Source organism: Streptosporangium sp. NPDC051023 (genome assembly GCF_040689595.1).
Taxonomy (GTDB): Bacteria; Actinomycetota; Actinomycetes; order Streptosporangiales; family Streptosporangiaceae; genus Streptosporangium.
In genome coordinates this window covers 24,829-32,268 of record NZ_JBFBCE010000106.1, presented here as the reverse complement: position 1 = coordinate 32,268, position 7,440 = coordinate 24,829, and the positions used below count along the sequence as shown (strand labels likewise).

General features: G+C 69.8%; 7 protein-coding genes. 3 read left to right on the top strand and 4 right to left on the bottom strand.

Annotated features, from left to right (window positions below):
- Positions 1-260 (top strand): carbohydrate-binding protein (locus AB0395_RS41865; RefSeq protein ID WP_366291876.1); only part of this gene is annotated, 260 nt, incomplete at its 5' end.
- A 117-nt stretch (positions 261-377) separates the two neighbouring features.
- Here AB0395_RS41865 and AB0395_RS41860 read toward each other — a convergent pair.
- Positions 378-3,263: an AAA family ATPase gene (locus AB0395_RS41860; protein WP_366291873.1), complete on the bottom strand. Its 2,886-nt coding sequence runs from the start codon at positions 3,261-3,263 to the stop codon at positions 378-380.
- Positions 3,264-3,771: 508 nt separating this feature from the next.
- Between AB0395_RS41860 and AB0395_RS41855 the strand changes: the two genes are divergently transcribed.
- Entirely contained in the window at positions 3,772-4,878 is a 1,107-nt protein-coding gene (locus AB0395_RS41855) for a PQQ-dependent sugar dehydrogenase (protein WP_366291870.1), read from the top strand.
- A 68-nt stretch (positions 4,879-4,946) separates the two neighbouring features.
- Here the strand turns inward: AB0395_RS41855 and AB0395_RS41850 are convergent, their stop codons facing one another.
- Positions 4,947-5,315, bottom strand: a complete 369-nt coding sequence (locus tag AB0395_RS41850) for a PH domain-containing protein (RefSeq protein WP_366291867.1) — start codon at positions 5,313-5,315, stop codon at positions 4,947-4,949.
- A 98-nt stretch (positions 5,316-5,413) separates the two neighbouring features.
- Between AB0395_RS41850 and pgeF the strand changes: the two genes are divergently transcribed.
- Positions 5,414-6,100 carry a peptidoglycan editing factor PgeF gene (pgeF, locus tag AB0395_RS41845; protein WP_366291878.1) on the top strand — a complete coding sequence of 229 codons (687 nt, stop codon included), beginning with the start codon at positions 5,414-5,416 and terminating at the stop codon, positions 6,098-6,100.
- Between the two features lie 50 nt (positions 6,101-6,150).
- On the opposite strand, the gene AB0395_RS41840 is transcribed toward pgeF, so the two are convergent.
- Positions 6,151-6,558 (bottom strand): nitroreductase family deazaflavin-dependent oxidoreductase, encoded by a 408-nt coding sequence (locus tag AB0395_RS41840; RefSeq protein WP_366291864.1) that lies wholly within the window; start codon positions 6,556-6,558, stop codon positions 6,151-6,153.
- Positions 6,559-6,619: 61 nt separating this feature from the next.
- Complete coding sequence (locus tag AB0395_RS41835) at positions 6,620-7,435, bottom strand: hypothetical protein (protein ID WP_366291861.1); 816 nt, start codon at positions 7,433-7,435, stop codon at positions 6,620-6,622.
- Positions 7,436-7,440: the final 5 nt, after the last annotated feature.

The window sequence follows — 7,440 nt, the reverse complement described above, 5'->3', positions numbered from 1 at the left end:
TGCGCACGGTCGGTTCCGGTAGGGAGGCGACGTTCGACTTCGTGGCCAACTTCACCGGCCCGGTGCCGACGCCGACCCCCACGATCACCCCGACCTCCACCCCGACCACCCCCTCCGCACCCCCATGGAAGGCGGGAACGGCCTACCGGGTGGGTGACCTGGTCACCTACGGCGGCTCGACCTACAGGTGCCTCGCGGCGCACACGGCCTACCCGGGCTGGGAACCGCCGAACTACGACTTCCTGTGGGCGCGCGTCTGACCTGACGCGCACCGCGGCTGATGTCGTCTGGTCCACGATGCCGCAGAACCGATGCCAACGCTCCCGGGCCACCGAGATGGCCACATGACTCCCGGGGAACCCTCCCCGCGGAGAGGCTCATTCCTCATCGTGCAGCGCCACCTCGGTGCGGGAGCGGACGCCGACTTTGCGCAGCACTTTGGCCACGTGTGCCTCGACGGTGCGCGGGGAAAGGAACAGCACCTCGGCGATCTCCGCGTTGGTGCGGCCGAGGGCGACCAGCCTGGCGACCTCGCTCTCCCTCGGAGACAGTGCCCCCTCCTTGCCGCGCTTTCCTTTGGGCAGCAGGATTCCCGCGCCGATCGTTCGCAGGGTACTGCGGCAGCGCGCCGCGTCGTGGGTCGCCCCAAGCCGGGCGAACCGCTCGGCCGCCGAGGTCAGGATTTGTGTCGCCGCCACGTGGTCGCCGAGGTTCAGCCGTGCCTCCGCCTCCGCCTCCATCGAGCGTGCGGCGCCGTACGGCTGGGGCATCGCCTCCTGCGCGGCGCGGGTCTCGGCGAAGAGATCGGCGGAGGCGGCGTAGCGGCCTTCGGCATGGGCCAGCATGGCGTGCGCCAGGCCGAGCCCTACCTCGGCGGAGGGGGCACTCCTGCCTGCTATCCCGGCCGCGAACTCGGCGACCAGCCCGGTCGCCTCGTCGGTACGCTCCGCCTTGAGCAGGGCGGCGACGGCGGAGGGTACCAGATGTTCACCCCACACCCACACCGCTTTGCGGCGCAGTCTTTCCACCGCCTGGCCGGCCTCGCCGACCGCGGCCTCCACCGAGCCCCGGGCCAGGTGCAGGTTGATCAACCCGGCGGACGCGGTCGCCAGCAACGGCTGGAAGGCAGAAGCGGGGTCGTGCGGGCCGGTGGCGTACAGGTGGTCTTCGGCCTCCTGCCACTCGCCGGTGGCCAATGCGAGCAGCCCCAGGACCAGTCGTGCGTCCAGTGTCAGAAGGGGCGTCTCCCGGCTTCCCTCCACTATCGCGGCGGCCCGTTTCCGCAGCCCGTCCCAGTGTCCGGTCAGCCAGTCCAGCCGGGTTGAGGTCACCTCCATGAGATGAGCCGCATACAGGGCGCCGGTCTCTTCGGCGATCCGCCTGCCCTTCTCGCCGAATCGTCTGGCGGCGAGGTAGTGGCCGAGTGTGATCGCACCGTCGTACAGGGCGGCGTAGGTGAAAGCGGTGTGGCGCCGTATGGTCGCCGAGGAGTCGTCGGTGGGAAGGGCCTCGGCCAGGGTGAACAGCTCCGGCGAACCGACTGACACGGCGAAGGCGATCCTGTTGGCGCGTACCGTGGCTGCCAGCTCGCGATCGCGACAGGAGACCAGCAGCCGTTCGGCCTGCTCGGCCCACTCGACGTGCCTGCTGAGCGGTTCCTCTCCCCACGTGGGCGTCATCAGCAAGGCAAGCGCGCGGATGGCGGTGGCGGGTCGGTCCGACAGGTCGGCGAGCGCGCTGATGATCTCTTGCCGTCCGGCCGCGATGACACCGGCGTGATTGCACAGCAGTTGGCCGAGATTCAGCCGGACCTCGCCGCGCACGTCCCTGGGCAGCAGAGGGTCGGACAGCAGGCGCCGCAGCAGTCGGATGACTCGTTGGTGGGACAGGCCGCTCAGGGCCAGCCCGCTGAGACGCACGATCAGTGCGTCGCGACCGGATCGCGGTAGCTTGGGGTCGGCGAGCAGGTCGCCGAGAATTTCGACGGCCTGCGGGATGTCGCTGAGCGCCATGGCGTGGTCGGCGGCGGCACTGCCGTAGCGCTGCCACGCCTCGAGGTCACCCCCGTGCCGGGCGTGGAAGGCCAGCTCGGCCGGCGACGACGAGTCGGCCCGCGTGAGCGCGGCCAATGCCCGCAGATGGGCCAACCTGCGGTCTGGGCCGGAAATCGTGTCGTAGACGGCCTGGCACGCCAAGGCATAACGGAAACCGTAGTGACCCTCGTGTTCACCCAACACATCGGCTTCCAGCGCCTCACGAAGCCCTGCCGCTGTCTTGTCATCATCGGTGTCCGAGGTCTGTCCGCAGACCGCGGTGATCAACGGCTCGTCAGCCGGCGAGCGAAGTACCGCGACGGCGTGGGTCACCCGCAGCCCGAGGGCGGACATACCCGACAACCGCTCGGCTATCGCCTCGCGTATGAGCAGCGGAACGGGCATACGGTCGACTTCCTCCAGTTCCTCCTCCTCTTGCTGGACATCGGGCAGTGTGCGAAGCACCTCCTCGATGACGAACGGGATGCCGCTGGTGCACCCGAGCAGCTTCGCGGCGAAGGAGGCGGTGATGTCGCGGCCCAACAGTGCGCGTGCCAGAGCGCGCACTCCGTCGACGTCGAGGGGTGTCAGTGAGATGGTCTCGCTGGCCGTACCGGGTGAGCGCCGGTAGGCGCGTCCCAGGGGCAGTCCCGGGACCGGCAGATCGTGCCGCCGGAAGGTCGCCACCAGCGACAGGCCCCGAGGCATCTGGCCGCTGAGGAAGTACAGCAGGTCCCTTGTGTCCTCGTCGGCCCAGTGCAGGTCCTCCACCACCATCACGGCGGGTGCGGCGGTCAGCAGGGCGTGGACCGCGCGAAACAGTCGGTGCCGCTCAGCCCGGGGATCCTCCAGGAGGGCGGCGGCGGGGGGCAGGCCGCCGGCGAGTTCGGGCAGGTGGCCGCGCAGCACCCCGGTGACCGGGCTGAGGTGCTGTCTCGCGGGTAAGGAGTTGGCCAGGTGTCGTAGGGCATCGAGAATCGGGCCGTAAGGGAAGGGGGCGCGGATCTGCTGGCAGCGACCGACCAATACGGTGCGCCCGGCCCTACGCAGGTGATTGACCGCCGTTGTGACCAGCCGGGTCTTGCCGATGCCCGCTGCACCCTCCACCAGCGTCACCGAAGGCGGATTTGTGATCGCCACCAAAAGCGCCCGCAGCTCGGTACCGCGTCCGATGAGTGCGGAGGGGACCGCACCCGCCGTCACTCCCGAGAGGGCGGAGCTTCGACTCATCCGGCCCGGACTCTCCTGACATACTGCCGACATCGCCTGGCCGGAGCCTGGGTGCCTGCATGGGCAATCCTGTTAACGGGGGTCACCGGTGAGGGCCGCGCCGCAACCAGAAGACCCGGCGCATTCGCTGGTTCCATTGACAACAGCCATTTTACTTTACCATCGCAATACCACTATGTCAGTATTGACATGAGTTTCAGCTGGGCCGGAATTAGATTCGGTCACGTCCGGTGAAATGGTGTGCGGGTCGGCCTTCGCGTGATTCTGTTTCTGTGTGTTATGCGGCGGGTGTCTGTGGCATGGGATCGCGCTGCGATATGGCGCAGCTCGTACCCACCGCCGGTCGGGGTCGTCGGCGCCTTTCGGGCGACCCGAGTGGAAGGCCAGGCGAGCGGGTAGAACAGATCCGATCTTGCGCGGGTGCGCCAATGGATTTGACATGAAAAGTCGGGGGAATGTCATGCTTTTTGGAAGGCTCGCGGGGTGCTCTTTCGGAGCGCTCCTCGCGGTGGCTCTCGGTCTGTCCACGGTCGCCACGGCATCCGGGTCACCGGCCGTGGCGGCGGTCACGGCGCCTTCCGGGGTGGCATGCCCCTCTTCGGGGCCGGGCGGGACGACGGGGCCCGCCGCCGTGTGGTGCGGCGGCGGAGTGCCGTCCGGCATCGCCCAGGTCTCGGCGGGCTGGTCGATCCCCTGGGGGATCGCCTGGCTGCCCGGCGGGCGGAGCGCCCTGGTCACCGAACGCGACAGTTTCAAGGTCTTCGTGACCACGTTCGCCGGGGGAAAGATCGAGGTGGGCACGGTGCCCGAGACGGTGACGACCGACGGGGAGGGCGGCCTGCTCGGCGTCGCGGTCGACCCCCGCTGGACGAGAAACCACTACGTGTACTTCATGCACACCGCCGCCGAGGGCAACCGGATCGCCAGGATGACCTACGACGACGACGGCGTGCTCGGCGGCTACACGGTCCTGGTGCGGGGCATCGCCAAGAACGCCAACCACAACGGCGGGCGCCTGGCCTTCGGGCCCGACGGCTACCTGTACGCCACCACCGGCGACGCGCAGAACCCCGAGACCGCGCAGAACCGTGACTCGCTCAACGGCAAGATCCTGCGGATGACCACCTCGGGCGCGCCCGCGCCGGGCAACCCCTTCGGCACCCTCGTCTACAGCTACGGCCACCGCAACCCGGAGGGCATCGCCTGGGACTCCCGGGGGCGCCTCTGGGAGTCGGAGCTCGGCAACGCCGCCGTCGACGAGCTCAACCTGATCAAGCCGGGCCTCAACTACGGCTGGCCGGTCTGCGAGGGCACCTGCGACGTCGTGGGCATGACCAACCCCAAGCGGACATGGCCGGTCTCCGTCGCCTCGCCGAGCGGCATCGCGATCGTCCGCGACGTCGTCTACATGGCGGCGCTGCGCGGACAGCGGCTCTGGCGCATCCCGCTGTGCCAGGGGGAGAGCACCGCCGCCCCCACCGCCTACTACACGGGCTCCTACGGCAGGCTGCGCACCGTGACCAGGATTCCGGGCACCGACCGGCTCTGGCTGGCCACGAGCAACGGGGGACAGCCGGAAGGCTCCGACCGGATCTTCCGGATCACCGTCCGCTGACGCCCCCGAGCGGCTGGGGAGGCTCGGGCCGCCGCGACGCGGGGCGCGCCGGGGCGACCACGGGAGGCTCAGCCCGTGGTGATGAAGTGCAGGATCACGTTGTGCACGTGATGGGCCTTGTCGTCGCCGCGGAACTCGACCTCGTAGGTGTGGGTTCCCACATGGATGGCGATCGCCCCCGAGGAGAAGAACGAGCCGGCGAAGGACCTGTTGCTCACCACGCTGACCGCGGAGACCTTGTCGTAGGGGATGCTCGTGAGCGCGACCCTCTTTCCCACGAAGGACTTGTCCTGCACGATCACCCGTTTGTCGGTCAGCCCGAGGAAGCCGGTGCCCGCGCCGATCGCGTCGTAGACGGCGATGATCTGCTCGCCCGGTAGCAGGCCGCTCTCGATCTGCTGGAGCTGTTCCTTCCGGTCATAAGCGATCTTTGTCATGACGCTCCCAATTCCTGTGGGGATCTGTCGTTCTGGATAACGAACGCACCAAGAAGGGGGTTCCACGGGTCGGTAAGGTCGGGGCCGTGAACTTTCAAATGAGGATCACCAACCGCGACGGCGGTGTCAGCGCGGAGCCGTACGGCAGCCGCAATCTCGGGGGCATGTGCGGCGACGACCCGGAGGCGGTCGCCGTCAACCGGGCCAGGACCGCCGCCGAGTTCGGCCTGGAGCGGGTCGTGTTCATGCGGCAGGTGCACAGCGCGGACGTCCGCTACGTGACCGAGCCGTTCGGCGACGACCCGCCACCGCTGGACGGCGTCTGCACCGACGTCCCCGGCCTCGGCCTGGCGGCGCTCTGCGCCGACTGCGCCCCCGTCCTGCTGGCCGACTCCGGGGCGGGCCTGGTCGGGGCCGCACACTCGGGCCGGGTCGGCACCGTCCTCGGCGTGGTTCCCGCCCTGGTCGAGGAGATGGTGCGGCATGGCGCCGACCCGGCGAGGATGACCGCCCTGATCGGCCCAATGGCCTGTGGCAGCTGCTACGAGGTCCCCGCCCGGCTCCGCAGCGAGGTCGCGGCCGTGCTGCCCGAGGCGTGGTCGATCACCCGGGACGACACCCCCGCCCTGGACCTGCGTGCCGCGATCATCTCGCAGCTCGCCAAGGCGGGGGTGCGAGAGGTCACCCACGACACCCGCTGCACCATCGAGACGGCGGAACTGTTCTCCCATCGCCGGGACCAGCAGACCGGCCGTTTCGCCGGTTACGTCTGGCTGGAGCCCTGACCCCTCCCCACTCGGCGCCTGAGCGCGCGTGACGCGCGCTCAAGCCGGGCTCACGCTGAGAGGCGTTCCAGCACGATCACCGGGATCTCCCGGTCGGTCTTCGTCTGATACTCGTCGTAGGGAGGCCAGGCGGCGGTCATGATCGGCCACAGCTCTGGCTTCTCCTCGGGCGTCGCCGTGCGCGCCCTCGCCCTGAACCGGTCTCCCAGCACCTGGACCTCGACCTCGGGGTCGGCCTGCAGGTTGAGATACCAGGTCGGTGGAGCGTCGGCGCCGCCGTTGGAGGCCACGACCAGATAGTCGTCATCGTGGCGCTGGTAGATGAGCGGCGCGTCGCGTTTCTCGCCCGTCCTGCGTCCCGTGGTGGTCAGGATCAGGGCCGTGGTGCCCTGCCAGTCGTGCCCCTCGGCGCCGTCGGTCTCGCGATAGCGCTTGACGTGTTCTTTTCCAAACAACATGGGTCGATCCTCTCTGGCGATGCCGTACCTGGCGGATACCCGCCCGAGAGGATCTCTCACGTCATCCAGCGGCCAGGACGCTCCCGTAGGCGCGGGCGGCCAGGTCGGCCACGAGCCCGTGCGCGCCGAGCGCGTCGGCGCAGTCGGCGCCGATCCTCGCCGCGGCCGCGCTCGCCAGCCCCGGATCGGCCTCGGGACCGATGAGACACGGGGACAGCGCGATGCGCTGCGCGCCGATGCCGCGCAGCCGTTCGGCCGCTCCCGCGACGTCGGGCGCGCTGTCCAGCGAGGCGACCAGGACGGGCAGCGTCAGCCGGGAGGCCAGCAGCACGGCCGTCGGCTGCGCTTCGGCCGCCGCGCCCTCTCCGCCGACCGTGACCATGACGACCGCGTCGACGGGGCTGGAGACGTTGAGCAGCCGCATCCGGTCGGCCCTGGCCAGTTCCCTCTCCGCCAGGCGGATGTGCAGCGCCTCCGCGAGCAGCGGGTGCGGGCCAAGCGACTCCGTGACCGTGACCGAAACCCCGCTCGACGCGACCGCGCCGGCGATTAGGCGGTCCGCGACCGGGTGCGGGCCGGTCAGCAGTGGCACCACGACGGCGGCGATGCTGTCCTCGGGGCGCTCGCGGGCGGCGTCCTCCAGAGCGGAGGTCAGCTCCTTGCCGTCCTCGCCGAGACTGGCCAGCCGGACCTCGATCTGCGGATTATCCCCCCGGATCAAGGCCGCTAGCTCGGCGGTGACGCCTGAGGCATCACCGAGCGTGGCCAGCACCAGAGCGGGTGCCTCGGGCGGGAGGTGGGAGGGCACGGGCCTGCGGTGCCTGCCTGAGGGCCGCACGGCGCGTCCACGCACGGGGAGGATGGAACTGTCACTCACATGCG

Excerpts from the sequence above, each read along its gene's own strand:
- AB0395_RS41860 (WP_366291873.1), bottom strand. The coding sequence starts at position 3,263 with ATGAGTCGAAGCTCCGCCCTCTCGGGAGTGACGGCGGGTGCGGTCCCC.
- AB0395_RS41850 (WP_366291867.1), bottom strand. The coding sequence starts at position 5,315 with ATGACAAAGATCGCTTATGACCGGAAGGAACAGCTCCAGCAGATCGAG.
- pgeF (WP_366291878.1), top strand. The coding sequence starts at position 5,414 with ATGAGGATCACCAACCGCGACGGCGGTGTCAGCGCGGAGCCGTACGGC.
- AB0395_RS41840 (WP_366291864.1), bottom strand. The coding sequence starts at position 6,558 with ATGTTGTTTGGAAAAGAACACGTCAAGCGCTATCGCGAGACCGACGGC.